At 40.2% G+C, this 17826-nt stretch carries 21 protein-coding genes; 9 read left to right on the top strand and 12 right to left on the bottom strand.

Going from position 1 to position 17826, the window contains the following annotated elements; genetic code table 11:
• Positions 1-22: 22 nt before the first annotated feature.
• On the top strand, positions 23-1345 hold the full coding sequence (rmuC, locus tag K8F54_RS05625; RefSeq protein ID WP_290788251.1) for a DNA recombination protein RmuC: 1323 nt from the start codon (positions 23-25) through the stop codon (positions 1343-1345).
• Here rmuC and K8F54_RS05620 read toward each other — a convergent pair.
• Positions 1342-2235, bottom strand: coding sequence for a T9SS type A sorting domain-containing protein (locus K8F54_RS05620; protein WP_290788248.1), 894 nt, complete (start codon positions 2233-2235; stop codon positions 1342-1344). The two genes, rmuC and K8F54_RS05620, sit on opposite strands and share 4 nt — an antisense overlap.
• A 44-nt stretch (positions 2236-2279) precedes the next feature.
• Between K8F54_RS05620 and K8F54_RS05615 the strand changes: the two genes are divergently transcribed.
• On the top strand, positions 2280-2648 hold the full coding sequence (locus tag K8F54_RS05615; RefSeq protein ID WP_290788245.1) for a 6-phosphogluconate dehydrogenase: 369 nt from the start codon (positions 2280-2282) through the stop codon (positions 2646-2648).
• Here the strand turns inward: K8F54_RS05615 and K8F54_RS05610 are convergent.
• The 7 genes from K8F54_RS05610 to rpmH all read right to left on the bottom strand — a co-directional run bounded on the left by K8F54_RS05610 (position 2645) and on the right by rpmH (position 8759).
• Positions 2645-3529, bottom strand: coding sequence for a DUF5777 family beta-barrel protein (locus K8F54_RS05610; RefSeq protein WP_290788242.1), 885 nt, complete (start codon positions 3527-3529; stop codon positions 2645-2647). The two genes, K8F54_RS05615 and K8F54_RS05610, sit on opposite strands and share 4 nt — an antisense overlap.
• Positions 3530-3534: 5 nt before the next feature.
• Positions 3535-3915 carry a hypothetical protein gene (locus K8F54_RS05605; RefSeq protein WP_290788239.1) on the bottom strand — a complete coding sequence of 127 codons (381 nt, stop codon included), beginning with the start codon at positions 3913-3915 and terminating at the stop codon, positions 3535-3537.
• A gap of 8 nt (positions 3916-3923) precedes the next feature.
• Entirely contained in the window at positions 3924-4469 is a 546-nt protein-coding gene (locus K8F54_RS05600) for a YceI family protein (RefSeq protein WP_290788237.1), read from the bottom strand.
• 10 nt (positions 4470-4479) lie between these two features.
• On the bottom strand, positions 4480-4848 hold the full coding sequence (locus K8F54_RS05595) for a hypothetical protein (protein ID WP_290788234.1): 369 nt from the start codon (positions 4846-4848) through the stop codon (positions 4480-4482).
• A gap of 84 nt (positions 4849-4932) precedes the next feature.
• On the bottom strand, positions 4933-5508 hold the full coding sequence (locus K8F54_RS05590; protein ID WP_290788231.1) for a T9SS type A sorting domain-containing protein: 576 nt from the start codon (positions 5506-5508) through the stop codon (positions 4933-4935).
• Positions 5509-5643: 135 nt separating this feature from the next.
• On the bottom strand, positions 5644-8496 hold the full coding sequence (gene carB / locus K8F54_RS05585; protein WP_290788230.1) for a carbamoyl-phosphate synthase large subunit: 2853 nt from the start codon (positions 8494-8496) through the stop codon (positions 5644-5646).
• Positions 8497-8597: 101 nt separating this feature from the next.
• Positions 8598-8759: a 50S ribosomal protein L34 gene (gene rpmH, locus K8F54_RS05580; protein ID WP_290788227.1), complete on the bottom strand. Its 162-nt coding sequence runs from the start codon at positions 8757-8759 to the stop codon at positions 8598-8600.
• A 209-nt stretch (positions 8760-8968) separates the two neighbouring features.
• Here rpmH and K8F54_RS05575 point away from each other — a divergent pair, with 209 nt between their 5' ends.
• The 3 genes from K8F54_RS05575 (at position 8969) to K8F54_RS05565 (ending at position 11254) form a co-directional block, all read left to right on the top strand.
• Complete coding sequence (locus K8F54_RS05575; RefSeq protein WP_290788225.1) at positions 8969-9856, top strand: DUF6263 family protein; 888 nt, start codon at positions 8969-8971, stop codon at positions 9854-9856.
• Between the two features lies 1 nt (position 9857).
• Positions 9858-10430 (top strand): DUF2892 domain-containing protein, encoded by a 573-nt coding sequence (locus tag K8F54_RS05570; RefSeq protein WP_290788223.1) that lies wholly within the window; start codon positions 9858-9860, stop codon positions 10428-10430.
• 137 nt (positions 10431-10567) lie between these two features.
• The gene (locus K8F54_RS05565; protein ID WP_290788222.1) at positions 10568-11254 is read left to right on the top strand and encodes a redoxin domain-containing protein; all 687 of its coding nucleotides are present in this window, start codon (positions 10568-10570) and stop codon (positions 11252-11254) included.
• Here the strand turns inward: K8F54_RS05565 and K8F54_RS05560 are convergent.
• From K8F54_RS05560 to K8F54_RS05550, 3 genes are read right to left on the bottom strand one after another with little or no spacing between them, the layout of a single operon-like run.
• The gene (locus K8F54_RS05560) at positions 11241-11609 is read right to left on the bottom strand and encodes a sulfite exporter TauE/SafE family protein (protein ID WP_290788220.1); all 369 of its coding nucleotides are present in this window, start codon (positions 11607-11609) and stop codon (positions 11241-11243) included. The genes K8F54_RS05565 and K8F54_RS05560 overlap by 14 nt on opposite strands.
• 7 nt (positions 11610-11616) lie before the next feature.
• The gene (locus tag K8F54_RS05555; protein WP_290788218.1) at positions 11617-12549 is read right to left on the bottom strand and encodes a lytic transglycosylase domain-containing protein; all 933 of its coding nucleotides are present in this window, start codon (positions 12547-12549) and stop codon (positions 11617-11619) included.
• 59 nt (positions 12550-12608) lie between these two features.
• Complete coding sequence (locus K8F54_RS05550) at positions 12609-13274, bottom strand: alpha/beta hydrolase (RefSeq protein WP_290788216.1); 666 nt, start codon at positions 13272-13274, stop codon at positions 12609-12611.
• Positions 13275-13370: 96 nt separating this feature from the next.
• Between K8F54_RS05550 and K8F54_RS05545 the strand changes: the two genes are divergently transcribed.
• Together K8F54_RS05545 and K8F54_RS05540 are read left to right on the top strand one after the other, a co-directional pair.
• On the top strand, positions 13371-14087 hold the full coding sequence (locus K8F54_RS05545) for a pirin family protein (protein ID WP_290788214.1): 717 nt from the start codon (positions 13371-13373) through the stop codon (positions 14085-14087).
• Between the two features lie 15 nt (positions 14088-14102).
• Positions 14103-14402, top strand: a complete 300-nt coding sequence (locus tag K8F54_RS05540; RefSeq protein ID WP_290788209.1) for an N-acetyltransferase — start codon at positions 14103-14105, stop codon at positions 14400-14402.
• A 113-nt stretch (positions 14403-14515) separates the two neighbouring features.
• On the opposite strand, the gene mtaB is transcribed toward K8F54_RS05540, so the two are convergent.
• Positions 14516-15850 (bottom strand): tRNA (N(6)-L-threonylcarbamoyladenosine(37)-C(2))-methylthiotransferase MtaB, encoded by a 1335-nt coding sequence (gene mtaB, locus K8F54_RS05535; RefSeq protein WP_290788206.1) that lies wholly within the window; start codon positions 15848-15850, stop codon positions 14516-14518.
• Between the two features lie 52 nt (positions 15851-15902).
• Between mtaB and K8F54_RS05530 the strand changes: the two genes are divergently transcribed.
• Positions 15903-16325 (top strand): four helix bundle protein, encoded by a 423-nt coding sequence (locus K8F54_RS05530; protein WP_290788203.1) that lies wholly within the window; start codon positions 15903-15905, stop codon positions 16323-16325.
• Between the two features lies 1 nt (position 16326).
• Positions 16327-17826 (top strand): ABC transporter substrate-binding protein (locus K8F54_RS05525; protein ID WP_290788201.1); only part of this gene is annotated, 1500 nt, incomplete at its 3' end.

Raw genomic sequence — 17826 nt, 5'->3', positions numbered from 1 at the left:
TTTACGTGAAACGATATCCCTTATGAGCGAAACCTTTCTTTTTTTACTGTTAGCCGCTATCTGTTTGCTTATTGGTGCCTTTATAGGCACTCGCTTTGCGCGTTTAAAGTTTAAGAGTGAGACCGGAAAACTAGAGACAAAACTGGAGCAACAGGCCGATCAAGAGGAAAAATTGAACGAGCGTTTTGAAACCGTAATGCAAGAAAGAGAGACCATTCGGAAGGAAAAGGATTTTCTTAATATGGAATTGACCAAACGCAATTCGGAGTACGAAAGTTTGGAAGATAAGTTGCGTGGTGAAAAAGAGAAGTTCGAAAAATTTGAAGAAGACTTTCGAGAGAAATTTGAAAATCTAGCGAATAAGATACTTGAAACCAAGTCGGAAAAGTTTACCAAACAGAACAAAGACAACTTGGATCTACTATTAAAACCACTTCAGGAAAAGATTGAAAAATTTGAAAAGAAGGTAGACGATACCCATAAAGAAAGTATTGATCGCCATGCTATGCTTCGGCAACAGATCATTGGTTTGAAGGAGCTCAATGAACAAATGAGTAAAGAAGCGACCAACCTCACCAAGGCATTGAAAGGCGATAGCAAGATTCAGGGGAACTGGGGGGAACTTGTGTTGGAACGTGTTTTGGAAAAAAGTGGGTTGGAAAAGGATCGCGAGTATTTTGTGCAAACCAGTTTTACCACCGAAGATGGCAAGCGTGTTCTTCCGGATGTGGTATTGCATTTGCCGGACAATAAAAAGATGATCATCGATTCGAAAGTTTCGCTAATCGCCTACGAGCGTTTTGTGAACGAGGAAGACGAAGACCAACGCGCCTCCTTTTTGAAGGAGCATGTCACTTCGCTTAAAAAACATATAGATCAGTTAAGCGCAAAAAACTACCAAGATATCTACAAAATTGAAAGTCCCGATTTTGTATTGTTGTTTGTTCCAATAGAACCTGCATTTGCCGTGGTGGTGAACCAAGACAACAATCTATACAACTGGGCTTTTGAAAAAAATATTGTAATTGTAACTCCTACTACCCTATTGGCTACGCTTCGTACTATTGATAGTATGTGGAACAATGAAAAACAGCAACAGAACGCTCTGGAAATTGCTACTCAGGCGGGTAGATTATACGATCAATTTGTGAATCTTACCGATGATCTTCTAAAAGTAGGTAATCAGTTAAATACCGTAAAAGGGACTTACGACAGTACCATGGTGAAGCTCACCGGAAAAGGGAACTTAATAACGCGTGTTGAAAAATTAAAGAAACTAGGTTCTAAGGCGAGCAAGCAGCTGAATGAAAAATTACTCAAAAAAGCCGAAGAGGACGAGGACTAAAGTTTCACTATTTTTTTAGTGGTAGTCGTCGTGCTCGTTTTTATCGTAGCCAAATAAATTCCACTCTTTAAATCGGAGAGATTTAGATTTGAAGTAGCACTCAGTAAAGATGCGCTTAATACCTTCTCCCCTAGTACATTGTAAATTTCAATTATGCCTTTTTCGGAATTAGATATTGCAACGGTCATTTCATCCTTCACCGGATTTGGATAAAGTCTGACTTTGGGTAAGTTTTGATCTTCGGTATTCAATAGGATCAACTTGAACAAATCATCCATTTCAAGGGTTCCGTTCTCCACTTTTCCGTCATATACAATTTGATCGTTATGAAAAATTCGAAATTCAATCACATCTTCAAACATATCATGCACATTATTGTAAATTTCTTCAAAGGGCAGCCCTGTGGTATCATTTAATATGGTAAGATTGTGAATTGTAGGAAAAACGATATAATGTGGACTCGAATAGACATTCCAATCAGATTGGGCCGGGACAACTATAGGATCAGTTGTGACCACCATATAGCCATTGGACCCCGTATAGCCAAAGCGAATGTATAGATCGAAATTATTCGAATTTCGCAACACAATTTCATCGGGTGTAAGCATATCTTCGTCACCGCCCTGCCCGGTTGGTGAATAAAAATAATCTCCTACCCAATTTTCGGTATTAATAATCGTCATTTCACCAACAGCCGTATTCGTTCCATCGCATTCTTTCAGCAAATGATGGCCTGTATTCGCGTTAACTTCAACAGATAACTGATCAGTAGCTCCATCTTTATTTGTCCATCCTTGTAAGGTTCCATCTTCAAAGTCGGAATAAAACTCCTGCCCTATACCAAAAGTAGTTACCAGCAAACAACATAGAATTGAATGTAATGTCTTCATAGCCAAAAGATTTACCTAAATTTACACAATTAAATGCAAACCCCATGAAAAAGATTCTATTCATTATTCTTGGAAGCCTTTTGGTGATTTACCTCATTTATTTCGCATTTGTTGCCAATGTTACCTACAGTGAAGGAACCAGAGCCGGTGAACTTATTAAATTCAGTAATAAAGGGATGCTTTTTAAGACGTGGGAAGGTGAAATAAGTCAGGGCATTAGTGGCGCTCAAATATTTGCATTCTCTGTTTTGGATAAGGAAGAGCATGTTATTAAAAAACTTCAGGAATATCAAGGGAAGTTTGTCAAACTAACCTACGAAGAACGCTATACCACCTTTTACTTTTGGGGTGACACCCACTATTTTGTCACCGATGTTAGTTTGGAAGAATCTCCCCACTTCAACAAAAACTAAAAAACGCGACTTAGGTTAAAGCCGAAAAAGAAATCTCCATCTCCCCAGTCTCCTTCCCCTCTAACCAAATAACCCTCTTCAAACATGGCTTGTGCATTGGTAAAGTGCATTTGGAAAACATGACCTCCGGTCTCTAGATCAAATCCGATAGAAAGTGGATTTTTATACACCGAATTGTCATTTCGATTAAGGTGCACTCCATAATCAACATTAACGCTCCACCGTTTTGTCAACTTATACCTTCCTCCCAAGCCTACGGCAAACTGAGCATTATTTTCATCATGGTTACGGATTTCTCCATTGGGTAAAAATTCAATACTTCGCGTTGCCACATTTTCATGAATATAGGTAGGTGCAATAAGCAATGACAAATCTTCCGAGATCTTTCTTGAAATAAGTAACTGTGAAGTGTAAACAAGTCGGTCGCTAAATTCGAAATTGTTAAAAAATTCCTTTTCAAGCGATGTATTAATGGTGACTAAGTTGTAGCCTACCACAGTAAATGGAAATCCTTCCTTGTCCTGATTTACAAGGCGATATTTGAGGTGAAGCCCATATTTTTTTTGAAAGGAACTTCGAGCGACCCCAACATTTAACCATTTGTTAATTCCATAAATAAACTTGAGCTGTGTGACCGCGTTATCCAGTCCAAAAAGATCATCGAACCCATATTTTACACTTCCGAAGCGGTGCGCTACTACAAAATAAAAGTCGTTTTTATCGGCTAGTTTTGTGGATTCAAGGTTGACTACTTTCAACCCTTTAAATGCCGAGCTGACAGTATAATCGATGGTTGCATCCTTTTCGAGCGCATCTAACAAATCATCTTGAGCTACTAGTATAGCCGGAAAAAGTAATAGAAAAAAGACATATTTCTTCATCTTGATTATTGTTTTAGAATCGTGGATTGATCAATTTTAACCAGTTCAAAAAGGTCATCATACCCAATGCATCTTCCCTTTATAGTAACTTGTGTGTTGTGTTTTATTTCGGAAATATCACTTTCAAATGTACAATGGACACTATCATCCAATGTAATTGTATTCGCGTCTGTATCGGTTACCTTTCCCGTGATCGTAACGGTCTTATTCAGGAATGTATTTTGTCCATTTGCCTGATAGGCTTCCGATAGCTGCTGTGCAGTAGTTTCAATAACCGAAGTTTCAGCATTAATATCTCTATGTTCGTGATACAGGTATTTGTATCCAAAATATCCCACCATACTCGCCAGGGCAATAAGTATGAAATAAATTTTTAATTTTCTCATAGATGTTCTCAATTAGAAAGTTCAAGGTGTACGTTTACGTCAACCTCTTTTGCTACCTTAGATCGTACAATATTGGGAATAGAAATATCAAAATCGTCGGGGTTCAATGCAAAATTAGAAGTCAATACTAACTTTTCGTCTGTTGCTGTCAAGACAATAGGAATTTCTAAATTTTTTGTTTTTCCGTGTAAGGTCAGAGCTGCTATCAAGGTATGATGGTTGGGTCCATCCTTTAAAGCTGATAGCTCAAAATCTTGTATAGACCCTTTTAAGGTGGCTTTGGGGTATTTTTCAGATTCGATATAGTTTTCGTTGAAATGTTCTTCCATCAAAGCCACTTTAAAACGAAATCCTTTTACAAGCACTAGGGCTGCAATGTCACCGGTTTCGGTATTTAAAATTGCACTAACTGATGAATTCTTCGCTTTAACTTCTTCGAAGGAAGGCACGGAAGCTTCAAATACTATTTCACCGGTCTTGGTGCTGTATTTTTGTGAAATAGCCGAAGCCGAAACACATAAAATTACAATTGATATAAAAAGGGATCGTTTCATAGCTGTTTTTTTAATTTTCTAAAAGTCCGTCTTCGTTCCACTGAAAAATAAGATCAATAACCGATTGTGGTAATCGTGGCCCACCAAGTGGCATCAAGCCCTGCGCTCCTTCATTTCTACTGATGCGATCGAGCAGCCCTCTATTCTCAATTGCTTCCTTTACGTTTTCATAATTTATCAAAGGCATGGGTGCTCCGTTTTGTGGCGGATTTGCATGGCAGGCCGAACAAATATTGTCAAAGGTCGATCGCACCTCTTGATACGTCACTAGATCGGGAAGTTCTTCATTTCCAATAGGTTCAAGATCATCTATAGAGTTCGTACTACATGACATGAGTACAACCGAACTGATAAGAAAAATGCAATAGAACGCTTTCATCTGCTGGGATGTTTAAATTGATTTTTAAATGGTTTTTGGGCGTAAAACAATAGCCGGAAGGATATAATCCCTCCGGCTGCTTTATTATTTTTTCACTAGACGAAGTGTTGCTTGTTGATCTCCCGATGTTACGGTCACGAAATACATTCCCGTATTCAAATTGGAAATCTCAATTTCTGTAAAGTTTCCGTTTCCAACGCCTTGCGCCACATTTCTTCCCGAAATATCATTAATTGAATACGCATCCAATTGGTACAAGGAGGTAATGGTAAAGATGTCTGCAACAGGATTCGGGTATAACCTAACATTCTTTGCAAATTTATCATCTATAGAAAGCGGTGCTTCTACGGTGATGGTTCCTTCCATATTCGAATGCACATCGCAACCATAAGGATTGATTCCCTCTTGCAAAAAGGTATAGGAAAATTCGGTTCCTGCTCCCGTAAGAATTCCACTATCAAAATCTTCCTGACTTCCACTATCACTTGTCACGCTGTGCGGCACCGCATCGGTCCAAGTCCATCGCATAGTGTCGCCTTGTTCAATGGTAAAACTGGCATCCGGAACACTTATTCCTACTTGCCAGTTTACGTCGTAAGTAGTTTGAGCCGAAGCGAATGCTGCTATCAAGCAAAAAATAAAAAAGTTGATTTTTTTCATGGTATTTAGTTTTAAAGATTAGTTTGCGGTAGAATATACTTTTTCAATATCCTTTTCACTAAAACAACTCTATACAAAAAAACCCTACCTTTTAATTTAACGGTAGGGCTGATTTGTGCTGTAAATGAAGGAAAACTATTTGCTCAAATACATCTTCCTTCTGGCGTATAAGTCGTAAAAAGCATCGTCTTTTAGGCTGTCGATAAACAGGATACTCTCCCCTGTACTCTTCATCTCGGGCCCCAATTGTTTATTCACATTGGGAAATTTATTAAAGCTGAAGACCGGTTGCTTGATGGCAAATCCTTCCAATTGCGGATTAAATTTAAAATCGGTGACCTTACTATGCCCCAACATTACTTTTGTCGCATAATTTACATAGGGTTCTTTGTACGCCTTCGAAATAAACGGAACGGTACGTGATGCTCTAGGATTGGCCTCGATAATATAGACCATATCGTCTTTGATGGCGAATTGAATATTTATCAATCCTACTGTTTTCAAGGCCAAGGCGATTTTTACCGTGTGATCCTTAATCTGCTGCATTACAAATTCCCCTAAATTAAAGGGCGGTAAGGTCGCGTTGGAGTCACCCGAATGGATTCCACAGGGCTCTATATGCTCCATGATACCAATAATGTAGACATTTTCACCATCGCAAATCGCATCTGCCTCTGCTTCGATCGCGCCGTCAAGGTAGTGATCCAGCAACAATTTATTATTCGGAATTTTACGCAGTAGGTCGACCACATGTTCTTCCAATTCTTTTTTGTTGATTACAATCTTCATCCCTTGCCCACCAAGTACATAGGAAGGACGAATAAGTAAAGGAAAGTCTAATTTATCGGCCAAGGCCAAGGCTTCTTCGGTGTTTTCGGCTACGCCAAATTCGGGGTACGGAATATTATTTTCTTTTAATAAGGTTGAAAAACTTCCGCGATCTTCGGCAAGATCTAACGATTGGTAGCTCGTCCCCAATACCTTTATTCCGTAGCGATCTAGCTTTTCGGCTAACTTAAGTGCGGTTTGCCCACCCAGCTGAACAATCACGCCTTCCGGTTTCTCATGACGAATGATATCGTAGATATGTTCCCAAAAAACCGGCTCGAAGTATAATTTATCTGCCACATCGAAATCGGTTGAAACTGTTTCCGGATTACAGTTAATCATAATGGTCTCGTACCCTATTTCACTTGCCGCTAAGACACCATGCACACAACAGTAGTCAAACTCGATCCCCTGTCCTATTCGGTTGGGTCCAGAGCCCAAAACGATCACCTTTTTCTTATCGGTTACGATGCTGTCGTTTTCAGAATAACGCTTCCCATCGGCTGTTTCCATTTCATTCTCGAAGGTGGAATAGTAATACGGTGTTTCCGCTTTAAATTCGGCCGCACAAGTATCCACGAGTTTGTATACGCGCTGGATATTGAGTTCATCACGCTTTTTATACACCTGACTCTCCAAACATTTCAGCATATGTGCTATTTGTCGGTCCCCATACCCCTTCTGTTTGGCTTCGAGTAATAATTCCCTTGGAAGGGTATCCAAAGTATAGCCCGAAATTTCTTTCTCGAGCATGTACAATTCCTCATATTGCCGTAAGAACCACATATCGATCTTGGTGATCTCGTGTATCCTGCTCAGTGGAATCCCCATCTGAATAGCGTCGTAGATCACAAAAACACGATCCCAACTTGCATTTTTTAATTTGTCGAGAATTTGCTCGTAATTGGTATAACTTTTTCCGTCGGCACCTAAGCCATTGCGTTTAATCTCCAATGATTGTGTCGCTTTGTGTAGCGCTTCTTGAAACGATCGACCTATTCCCATTACCTCTCCAACCGATTTCATTTGAAGCCCCAATGTGCGTTCGGAGCCTTCAAACTTGTCAAAATTCCATCTTGGAATTTTAACGATCACATAATCAAGGGTTGGTTCGAATAAGGCTGAAGTCGATTTCGTAATCTGATTGTCTAATTCGTCCAAACGATAGCCTATGGCCAATTTTGAAGCGATCTTAGCAATTGGGTATCCAGTTGCCTTCGATGCTAAGGCAGAAGAGCGGGATACACGCGGGTTGATCTCAATGGCTATGATGTCTTCATTTTCATCGGGACTTACGGCAAACTGCACATTACACCCACCAGCAAAATCCCCTATGCTGCGCATCATTTTTATAGCCATGTCACGCATGCGCTGGTAACAGGTATCACTTAAGGTCATGGCCGGAGCTACCGTAATGGAATCTCCGGTATGGATCCCCATAGGGTCCATATTTTCAATGGTACAGATAATGACTACGTTATCGTTGTTATCGCGAAGCAATTCCAATTCGTATTCCTTCCATCCCAATAGGGCCTTATCGATAAGCACTTCATGAATAGGAGAGGCTTCAAGTCCGTACGTCAATAAGGCATCAAATTGTTCCTCGGTATGGACAAAGGAGGCTCCGGTCCCACCCAATGTAAAGGAGGGCCGAATGACCAAGGGAAAACCGAACTCTTGTGCAATTTCTTTTCCGGTTAGATAGGAATTTGCAATTTTAGCAGGTGCCACCGGAATTCCAATTTTGATCATCAGGTCTTTAAACTGGTCGCGGTCTTCGGTAATATTAATGGCGGCAATATCAACGCCGATTATCTTTACATTAAAGTCGTTCCATATCCCTTTTTCATCGGCTTCAATACAGAGATTCAGTGCAGTTTGCCCTCCCATTGTTGGCAATACGGCATCAATTTGCGGATGATCTTTTAAGATTTTAACAATCGATTTTGTGGTTAGCGGCAACAAATAGACATGATCGGCCATGGAAGGGTCGGTCATGATGGTCGCCGGGTTTGAATTGATCAATACAGTTTCAATTCCGTCTTCGCGAAGCGATCGCAAGGCCTGCGACCCGGAATAGTCAAATTCACAGGCTTGCCCAATAATAATAGGGCCTGAACCAATAATTAAAACAGATTTGAGAGAAGGATTTTTTGGCATTTTAATGATACTTTTTCGGTGCTACAAAATTACGATTCAATAGGGTATAAAAAAAAGGTGTTGCTTTTAGACAACACCTTTTTATATAATACTTATCAACATTATTTCTTGTGACGAGCTTCAGAGGATACAGAAACTTTCTTTCTACCCTTTGCTCTACGAGCAGCAAGTACTTTTCTACCGCTTACAGAAGCCATTCGCTCTCTAAAACCGTGTTTGTTTCTTCTCTTTCTTTTCGATGGCTGAAATGTTCTCTTACTCATTTTCTAATTCTTTATCTTCTGAAAAATCTTTTCTTTCTCTAGTTTGTGACCGCATGCTGTTCTAGTTGCAGCCTGCCACAGCAACGAATCCATTCTTTTGCATAGGCGGGTGCAAATATACAATCATTTTTCACTTTCCCAAACGGAAAACATAAAATATTTTTGAATGTTTTTAGTACCTTTGAACCCTCTAAAAAAATGCGGCCGCAATGTTAAAATCAATTCAGCTTGTTCTTGCCTTGGCATGTATTACTTTCAATTGTTATTCTCAGCATTTGCTAGAGTATAATCTTAAAGTGGGAGACACTTTTAGAGTGAATCAAAGTGCTATTCAAAATATGAAGATGACAGTAGATGGGGCAGATCATAATATTACGAATACATTGGAAGGGACATTTTTCTTAGAAGTTGTGGCAAAGGATAGTGACCACTATCTCCTGAATAGTTACTTCGAAATGTTTAAATTTAAAACAGAATCTGACATTTATGGTATCGTCAATTATATTGATACGGAGACACCTTTAGAAGAACAGGATAAGGAGTCTAAGATCTTTGAGGGTTTGTTGCATGTTGGCTTTCAAATAAAATTGATGAAGACAGGTGCTATTGATTCAGTAACTGGTTCCGAAGCGATCATAGAAAATATGATACGCTTGTCAGGAATTGAAGATGAATTTTCTGTCAACCTAATTAGGCAAGGTGTACAAAGTCAGTTTAGTAATGCCTCTCTTGCTGAAAGTCTCGAGCAAATGACCTATATGCTCCCGGCTGAAAACGTTAGTATGGATGCAACCTGGGAGAACAGTTTTTCGGGGACTATTCAAGCTAGCAATCACTGGAAGTTGAAAAGCTATTCTAACTCCAATTATCATATCGTTGGAACTGCAATAATTTCTTTTAATTCCCAAGAAGAAGATGTTGAAATTGGCCTTGTTGGCACACAAGAAACACAGGCGACCATTGATAGTTCGAATGGTTTCTTTACAGAGATTATCGTAACTCAATATGCCTCAGGAACTACAAAAATGAATGTGCTGAGTAAGGTCGAAATACCAACGTCCTTACAAGCAACAATAACCTATAAAAGACTCTTATAATATGTTTAATAAAAATATCAAATTAGTTCTAGCCGTATTGGTCATTGCAACCGCCGTTTGGCAGTTTGTTGAGGGTAATATTGGAAATGGCATTATGTTTATACTGCTTTCCCTTATTTTCGTTTTCCTCTATTTTAAGAACGAACTCATTCTAATGGCCTTTTTACGACTTCGGAAGCAGGATTTTCCGGGTGCAAAAAAATGGCTGGACAGAATAAAAAATCCGGAAGCCGCGCTGGTAACCAAACAACAAGGGTATTACAATTATCTTAACGGACTCATGGTTTCACAAACCAATATCAATGAAGCCGAAAAATACTTCAAAAAGGCTGTAAGCTTAGGCCTATCCATGGATGCAGATATGGCTATGGCCAAATTGAATCTCGCCGGGATAGCCATGACCAAAAACCGAAAAAGAGAAGCCGAATTACTGCTCGCCGAAGCCAAGAAGCTCGACAAACACAATATGATGGACGAGCAAATAAAAATGATGAAAGAGCAGATGAAACGCGCCGGACAACCCAGACAGCAGTATGGCGGTGGAAGATCGGGTCGTGGTGGGCGCGTACGCTAGTATATGGTAAAGAGAAGTCCACAATCGCTTGAGTTTTACAATTGAAACGACCGAAATAAAGGAAATTATTTCCCTATTTCTGAGCGTTTTAACCAAAAGACTTTCTAAATTTACCGCAACCAATCAACTAACTGCTTATGGGTAAAATATTACTTACCTTCTTCCTATTATTGATTTGCTTCCCCTCTATATCTCAAGACCTAGAGCCAAAAAATCTATTTTCGGATGCGATTGGAAAAAATATTCGAAAGTATCGAACGCGCGCCAAACGAGCTTATATTCAAAAAGATGAGGAAAGAGCCCAATTTCTATTCGATTCACTAATACAGCATGTGGTTACCGGTACAGTAATCGACAATTTTAAGGTTCGGAAATTCTCCGGCCGAAAAATCGAATTGTACAGATTCGAAAAACCTATTTACCTCATTACCTATGCGTCTTGGTGTGTTCCGGGAATTGGTGAGGTTCCGGCCTTTAATGACATTGCCGATTTACACCATCAAGAAATAGATTTTGTAGTACTTTTTTGGGGTTCCAAAAAGACCATCCGCAAATTTAAGAAGAAATTCAGCCGCAACGTTCAGGTGCTCTATGTAGATGAAAAGGAAAACAGAAACGATTTCACCATCAAAACCATGAAGCACAGCCTTGGATTTCCTACCTCCTTCTTTATTGATAGTGATAAAAAAATATTGGATGTTCGCAGAAATCTATTCCATCATTATTTGGAGGGCTACGCCAATTCGTACACCGCCAATTATCAAAGTTTTATGAGCGGTGTTGCCTTATTAAAAAAGGAAGATATCCCTGCTACTTCGAAGTAAATAATTTTATCGCTGCTAGCACCAAGACCACACCAAAGATCTTTTTCAACATAGATTGGTCGATCTTAACGGCAAATTTAGATCCAAAATAACCTCCAATCACAAATGCGACGGCTATTATTAGGGCAAATTTCCAGTTCACATGTCCTTCCGCATAATAATTATAGGCGGCTAAAAAGGTAACCGGAATAGCTAAAACAGCAAGACTGGTCCCCTGCGCCTCATGCTGATTAAATCCCAATAAGAGGATCATCAATGGAATCATAATCACACCTCCACCAATACCCATAAAACCACTAAAGATTCCGGCTAACAGACCTATTACAACAAGAGCAACTATTAATGTAATATTCATATCGCTGTTATTGTCCGGCATTATAATATCCTTTTTTGGGAATTTCGATCTGGTATTCCTTTCCGGATGCGTTTCTTAGGTAGGTGTCTCGCAACCACGGATTGTGTATTTTAAGAATCTTATAATTAATGCCAAAATGCTTGGCAAAATCGGCAAAATCGGTAACTGCCGTGTCTACTTTTACCTTGTATGTCGGTACGGCCTTGTACAAATCCTGTTCGCGGTAATTGAATCCATATTTTTTCGGATTTGAAAGAATTTCCTTAAAGGCTAAAATCCGAAAAACATACCTACTCGTTTCCTCATTCAATAAAATATCGTAGTAATCCTTATCGGTTTTTTGTCGCGTAATTTGCTTGTTCACACCGCCATTTCCGGCATTATAAGCAGCAGCCGCTAAGGTCCAACTACCAAATTTCTCCTTTGACTTGATCAGGTACTCGGCGGCGACCTTCGTCGCCATTTCGAGGTGGTATCGCTCGTCTACATAATCGTTTATTTCGAGCCCGTATTCCTTTCCCGTACTACTCAGAAACTGCCAAAAACCGGAAGCTCCCGCAGGAGACCGTACATTGTCCAAACCACTTTCGGCGACAGCCAGATATTTAAAATCATCGGGCAAGCCGTATTTTTTCAGCAATGGTTCAATTATGGGAAAATATTTATGTGCCCTTTTAATCATGAGGAAGGCATTGGACTGCCAATACGTATTGACCAATAATTCGCGATCAAACCGTTCTCGAATGTCCGGTTCATTTAATGGAACGGGTTCACCGGCAAATTCCATATACTCGGGAATTGGCAATGCATACACGTTGTAGTCATTAATAATTTTCTTTTGTAAGGTTTCATCGGTTGGGGCTTCCTGCACGGCATTAACGCACAAACTACTCACCCCAATAAGTACCGTAAACAAACCTATTTTTGCTAAAATGCTCATAACCGTAAATTTTTATTAAAGATAAAAAAATTAATATCGGATTAAGTCCTAGCAGACTGTTAATTCTTTTCAATTATTGCGACAATCATTTCTGAAAGTTGCAGTCCTTTGGTAAGTATCATAATATGTGTGCCTCCTTCAAGCACCTCACAATCTTTAATATGCTTCAGTGGAAAAACAATATCGCTATCCCCGTGAATATGGGTGACATGGGCCACAGGAGTTTTTCTGTTCCAACATACCATATTCTGAATTGCCCAATCTAAGTATTGTTTGTCCCGAACATGTAAATAATCCTGATAAAGTCGCAATCGCTTTTCCGACCGGGGACCCACCGAAAATTTGGTGAGATCTTCGGCACTCAGCACCAGACTTGTTGGTATCAACTTATAAAAAAACGATTTCCTGGCAAATTTCATGCGTCGTGGTAATTCGTCTTTCGTTTTGACACTAGAAATAATAATCAATTTCCGCAATGAAAGGAACTCGCTCATTTCCTGAGCTACGACACCTCCAAAGGATACGCCAATCAAAACACTTTCTTTTTCGGTGATCAATGTAGCCATCCGTTCGGAATAGGTAGTAATTGATTCATTCTTTTCGGGGATAAGCCATTGGAGGATGTGTATGGTAAATCGGTCTTCCGGAAGGCGAATATTTCTAAATATCTCTGCTCCGGCCGCCATACCCGGAACAAAATAAACGTGTATTTTTTCTGATGTCATACGCTTTCACAAGAGAATAATGGTTTCACCCAAAGATTATTCGTAAATTTACAAAACAAAGATACCATTCTCTCATTCTAACAGGGGCAAAATTACATGAAGAAGCTCTTACATCCTGCAATCACAAGGGGTAGCGCAAATTACGGCTGGCTACGTGCCAATTATTCCTTCAGCTTTGCCAATTATTATAACCCCGAAAGAATACAATTTGGACAATTACGCGTTTTGAATGACGATTATGTAGCGCCGGCCATGGGATTTGGAAAACATCCTCATGACAATATGGAAATTGTGACTATTCCATTTACCGGAGCATTGCGACACAAAGATTCTATGGGAAATGAAGGTGTGATACGGGCAGGTGATATACAAGTGATGAGTGCCGGAAGCGGCGTGGAGCACAGCGAGCAAAATGATAGCACTACCGAAGCCGTTACCTTATTTCAAATCTGGGTTTTTCCAGATACCGAAAATGTATCCCCTCGCTACGACCAAAAACAAATTGCACCGCTGCTTAGGCCAAATCAATTCAGTACGGTGGTAAAACCCAAATCGGAAGCTGAGCAGGGCGATCTGTGGATCCATCAGCAGGCCTATTTTAAGGTGGGTGACTTTTCGGAAAAAACAGAAATAACATATCAATTACACAACAAGAACCAGGGCATTTATTTAATGGTGATAGATGGCACTTTTTTTGTTGAAAATGAAACACTTAACAGCCGGGATGCCATAGGTATTTGGGACACATCCACTGTTACAGTCACTGCCGAAAAGGGCAGTAAAGCATTGCTAATAGAAGTCCCAATGAATTAATTAAAATTAACTCCCATGATTGAAGATGTGCAAATAACCGACAATGAATTTTTGAGACAATTTGAACTCGAAGTGGGCGATAATATGGCGCGCATCGAGTATGCCTTACAAGACCGAAAGATTTTCCTTACCAAGTACGATATGCCTCAGGACATGGAGGATCAGGGCTTTCGAGATATTTTTATCAAGGCTGTTTTCGAAGAGGTGAAGGATCGCGGTATTAGTTTGGTACCCACCAGCCCCGAAGTAGCCGGTTTTATGAGAAAAAACCGCAGAGTTTATAAAGATCTACTCCCCGTTGGCATAAGTATTTAATTTTTTTTGGGCGTTCCCCATCGGTATCTCGACAGCGCTCGATAACCGCCGGGTCGGGTTTTCCGCGTTACATGCCTGCCTAACGGCAAAGGCAGGGTAACTTGCTGCAACCCCTAACGCAAGACCGGATCAGCGACAAACTCAAAACGCACCAGACCATCTTCGTCTATGTCAGTAAGTGCTATTTGATGTAAGGTATTGACCAACTCCGGATTCCAAGTCGCCTTTACTTTCACGTAGTTTTCGGTAAAACCATGAATATAACCATGTTTATTTTCTCCTTCAAATAAGACAGTTCGCCTCGTCCCTAATTGCTGTTCGTAAAAGGCACGTCGCTTCTTTGCCGACAGACCGCGCAGCATCTTACTGCGTTTGTTTCGCACCTTGGCAGGCACTACGCCCTCCATACTGGCCGCCGGAGTATTATCCCGTTCCGAATAGGTAAACACATGCAGGTAGGAAATATCCAATTCATTTAAAAAATGGTAGGTTTCCAAGAAGTGTTCGTCTGTTTCTCCCGGAAATCCAACAATCACATCCACACCAATACAGGCATGAGGCATTGCTTCACGAATTGTGGCAATCCGATCTGTATACAGCTCCCGCATATAACGCCGGCGCATCAATTTTAGGATCTCGTTGCTCCCGCTCTGCAGCGGAATATGAAAATGTGGTACAAAGGTTTTGGATTGTGCTACAAATGCGATGGTGTCGTTTTTCAGCAAATTAGGTTCTATGGAAGAGATACGTAAACGCTCAATTCCCGGGACCTCATCGAGGGCTTGCACTAAATCCAGAAAAGTGTGCTCGTGTTTTTTACTTCCGAATTCCCCTTTGCCATAATCGCCTATGTTCACACCGGTTAATACAATTTCTTTAATTCCCTGCGCCGAAATATCGGCAGCATTTTTTAAAACGTTTGCCAAGGTATCACTTCGTGAAATACCACGTGCTAGCGGAATGGTGCAATAGGTACATTTATAATCACAGCCGTCCTGCACTTTTAAAAATGCCCGCGTTCTATCTCCAATGGAATAGGATCCCACGTAAAAATCGGCCTCTTCTATTTCGCAGGAATGTACTTCCCCGAAATCATTTTTGGAGAGATCGTTTAAATAATCTGTAATTTTAAATTTTTCGGTAGCACCTAAAACTAAATCCACGCCATTGACATCGGCCAATTCCTGAGGCTTCAACTGTGCATAACAACCAACCGCTGCCACGAAAGCATTGGGATTTGCCTTCTGTGCTTGCTTTACAATGGTTTTAAAACGCTTGTCGGCATTTTCGGTTACAGAGCAAGTATTAATCACGTAAATATCTGCCTTTTCAGCAAAGTCTACCCGTTCGAATCCCTCATCAGAAAAACTGCGGGCAATGGTCGAGGTTTCGCTGAAATTAAGCTTACAACCCAGTGTATAAAATGCGACTTTTTTTGTAGCGTTCATTCTCATATTTTTGACAAACGTGGGGGCAAAGATACAAAGTTAAGTTTGAAGCATGAAGTTAGAAGCTGGAAGCACGAAGTTAAAAAATACAAAAATGAACTCCCTTTTAAATCATCTAATTATGAAGTTCAAATTTGAAAACTTAGTAGTCTGGCAGAAGGCCATGGATTTAGGGGAAAAACTTATTGCATTATCTCAAACATTTCCAACGAAAGAAAAATATAATTTAACAACACAAATTTGTAGAGCAGCTGACTCTATTGCTCTAAATATTGCTGAAGGTTCTATAGGACAATCGGCGAAGGAATACAAAAAATTTATGGGGTATTCAATTCGATCTCTCGCCGAAGTAGTAACTTGCCTTCATAAAGTAAAATTTAGAAAGTATATAAAAGAAGATGAATTTATAAAAATGTATGATGATTCTTATCATTTGATGAATATGATGGTGGCCTTTAAGAAGAAAATAAGTTAATATGCTATCTATACTTCATTTCATACTTCGAGCTCCGCAGTCAAAACTTCTAGCTTCAAGCTTCAGGCTTCCTGCCAATTTTCTGGTTATTTCAGCCTTGATAATCTCCTGTAAAAATGATACAACTACCAATCGCGACCACCTGGTATTCCGTTACAACGAACACGGTAATATTCCTACCTTAGATCCGGCCTTTGCCAGAAATTCGCAAATTATTTGGCCCACCAACCAGTTGTTTAACGGCCTGGTCCAATTAGACGATTCGCTCAATATTAAGCCCGATATTGCTAAGCGTTGGGAAGTGAACGATTCCACCTATACCTATACCTTCTATTTACGAGATGATGTCTTTTTTCATAAAAACAAGGTTTTTGGGAAGGATTCAACCCGCAGGGTGGTGGCTTCCGATTTTACCTATAGTTTTGATCGACTTACCGATGCGCAAGTGGCCTCTTCGGGTAGTTGGGTTATGAATAATGTTGCGCATTACGAGGCAAAGAATGACACCACCTTCGCAATTCAGCTAAAACAACCTTTTCCGGCGTTTTTAGGGCTATTATCCATGCGCTATTGCTCGGTGGTACCTCGTGAGGCGGTCACCTTCTACGGCAGTGAATTCAGACGCAATCCGGTGGGGACGGGACCCTTTCAATTTAAACTTTGGGAGGAAAATGTAAAATTGGTCTTCCGAAGAAATCCCCTGTATTTCGAAAAAGATGCCGAAGGAAACCAACTTCCCTACTTGGAAGCGGTAGCCATTACTTTTTTACCCGACAAACAAAGCGAGTTTCTACAATTTGTACAAGGAAAATTAGACTTCTTAAACAGTTTGGATAATTCGTATAAAGATGAAATATTAACCACTACCGGCGACTTACAAGAACCGTATAAAAAGGATTTTTATTTGATTAAAGGACCCTTTTTAAATACCGAATACCTAGGGTTCTTTATGGGAAGTACTTCCGAAGAAATCACTTCGAAGGCGTTGCGACAGGCCATCAATTATGGGTTCGACCGAAATAAAATGGTTACCTATTTACGAAATGGAGTTGGTATTCCGGCTATTCACGGCTTTATTCCCGAAGGCCTTCCGGGTTTTGCGAATATTGAAGGCTACAAATACGATCCCGAAAAAGCCCGAATCCTTATTGAGCAGTACAAAATGGAATCGGGTGATGCAAAACCCGAAATAACTATTGGCACCAATAGCCAGTATTTGGATCTCTGTGAATACATTCAGCGGGAATTGGAAAAGCTGGGATTGAAAATTACCATCGATGTGATGCCTCCGTCTACGCTTCGGCAAATGAAAAGTAGCGGCGAATTAGACATATTTCGTGCGAGCTGGATCGCCGATTACCCCGATGCCGAAAATTATATGTCGCTGTTTTACAGTCAGAACTTCACCCCTAACGGCCCCAACTATACGCACTTTAAAAACGAAGTATTTGATAGTCTGTACGATCGATCCCTAACTCTTTCCAATATTGAAGAACGAAAA

Origin of the sequence: Altibacter sp. (assembly GCF_019913785.1) — a bacterium.
GTDB lineage: Bacteria > Bacteroidota > Bacteroidia > Flavobacteriales > Flavobacteriaceae > Altibacter.
This window is presented reverse-complemented; position numbering and strand designations above follow the sequence as displayed.